Here is a 2,404-nt window from a genome sequence, read left to right as displayed (position 1 = left end):
GTACTCCTCCGTTACTCTTTAGGAGGAGACCGCCCCAGTCAAACTACCCACCATACACTGTCCTCGATCCGGATAACGGACCTGAGTTAGAACCTCAAAGTTGCCAGGGTGGTATTTCAAGGATGGCTCCACGCGAACTGGCGTCCACGCTTCAAAGCCTCCCACCTATCCTACACAAGCAAATTCAAAGTCCAGTGCAAAGCTATAGTAAAGGTTCACGGGGTCTTTCCGTCTAGCCGCGGATACACTGCATCTTCACAGCGATTTCAATTTCACTGAGTCTCGGGTGGAGACAGCGCCGCCATCGTTACGCCATTCGTGCAGGTCGGAACTTACCCGACAAGGAATTTCGCTACCTTAGGACCGTTATAGTTACGGCCGCCGTTTACCGGGGCTTCGATCAAGAGCTTCGCGTTAGCTAACCCCATCAATTAACCTTCCGGCACCGGGCAGGCGTCACACCCTATACGTCCACTTTCGTGTTTGCAGAGTGCTGTGTTTTTAATAAACAGTCGCAGCGGCCTGGTATCTTCGACCGGCATGGGCTTACGGAGCAAGTCCTTCACCCTCACCGGCGCACCTTCTCCCGAAGTTACGGTGCCATTTTGCCTAGTTCCTTCACCCGAGTTCTCTCAAGCGCCTTGGTATTCTCTACCCAACCACCTGTGTCGGTTTGGGGTACGGTTCCTAGTTATCTGAAGCTTAGAAGCTTTTCTTGGAAGCATGGCATCAACCACTTCGTCACCTAAAAGGTAACTCGTCATCAGCTCTCGGCCTTAGAACCCCGGATTTACCTAAGATTCCAGCCTACCACCTTAAACTTGGACAACCAACGCCAAGCTGGCCTAGCCTTCTCCGTCCCTCCATCGCAATAACTAGAAGTACAGGAATATTAACCTGTTTTCCATCGACTACGCTTTTCAGCCTCGCCTTAGGGACCGACTAACCCTGCGTCGATTAACGTTGCGCAGGAAACCTTGGTCTTTCGGCGTGGGTGTTTTTCACACCCATTGTCGTTACTCATGTCAGCATTCGCACTTCTGATACCTCCAGCAAGCTTCTCAACTCACCTTCACAGGCTTACAGAACGCTCCTCTACCGCATCACTTACGTGATACCCGTAGCTTCGGTGTATGGTTTGAGCCCCGTTACATCTTCCGCGCAGGCCGACTCGACTAGTGAGCTATTACGCTTTCTTTAAAGGGTGGCTGCTTCTAAGCCAACCTCCTAGCTGTCTAAGCCTTCCCACATCGTTTCCCACTTAACCATAACTTTGGGACCTTAGCTGACGGTCTGGGTTGTTTCCCTTTTCACGACGGACGTTAGCACCCGCCGTGTGTCTCCCATGCTCGGCACTTGTAGGTATTCGGAGTTTGCATCGGTTTGGTAAGTCGGGATGACCCCCTAGCCGAAACAGTGCTCTACCCCCTACAGTGATACATGAGGCGCTACCTAAATAGCTTTCGAGGAGAACCAGCTATCTCCGAGCTTGATTAGCCTTTCACTCCGATCCACAGGTCATCCGCTAACTTTTCAACGGTAGTCGGTTCGGTCCTCCAGTCAGTGTTACCTAACCTTCAACCTGCCCATGGATAGATCGCCCGGTTTCGGGTCTATACCCAGCGACTAAACGCCCTATTAAGACTCGCTTTCGCTACGCCTCCCCTATTCGGTTAAGCTCGCCACTGAATATAAGTCGCTGACCCATTATACAAAAGGTACGCAGTCACAGAACAAAGTCTGCTCCCACTGCTTGTACGCATACGGTTTCAGGATCTATTTCACTCCCCTCTCCGGGGTTCTTTTCGCCTTTCCCTCACGGTACTAGTTCACTATCGGTCAGTCAGTAGTATTTAGCCTTGGAGGATGGTCCCCCCATATTCAGACAAAGTTTCTCGTGCTCCGTCCTACTCGATTTCATGACTAAGAGACTTTCGCGTACAGGGCTATCACCCACTATGGCCGCACTTTCCAGAGCGTTCCGCTAATCTCAAAGCCACTTAAGGGCTAGTCCCCGTTCGCTCGCCACTACTAAGGGAATCTCGGTTGATTTCTTTTCCTCAGGGTACTTAGATGTTTCAGTTCCCCTGGTTCGCCTCTTGCACCTATGTATTCAGTACAAGATAACCATCTTATGATGGCTGGGTTCCCCCATTCAGACATCTCCGGATCAAAGTCTGTTTGCCGACTCCCCGAAGCTTTTCGCAGGCTACCACGTCTTTCATCGCCTCTGACTGCCAAGGCATCCACCGTATGCGCTTCTTCACTTGACCATATAACCCCAAGCAATCTGGTTATACTGTGAAGACGACATTCGCCGAAAATTCGCGATTAAACTCACAAATTTTACCTTAGCCTGAATAAACACCAGTGAAAGTGCTATCCAGTCTATCTTTCTATCACA

At 50.6% G+C, this 2,404-nt stretch carries 1 rRNA gene; it reads right to left on the bottom strand.

The features are described from left to right. Nucleotides 1-2,273 (bottom strand): 23S ribosomal RNA (locus tag DK261_RS08655); the annotation flags it as partial. Between the last annotated feature and the right edge of the window lie 131 nt (nucleotides 2,274-2,404).

This window comes from Pseudomonas sp. RW409, from assembly GCF_003184125.1.
GTDB lineage: Bacteria > Pseudomonadota > Gammaproteobacteria > Pseudomonadales > Pseudomonadaceae > Aquipseudomonas > Aquipseudomonas chlororaphis_I.
Note: the sequence above shows the minus strand (reverse complement) of the source record. Positions and strands in the feature narration are given on the sequence as shown.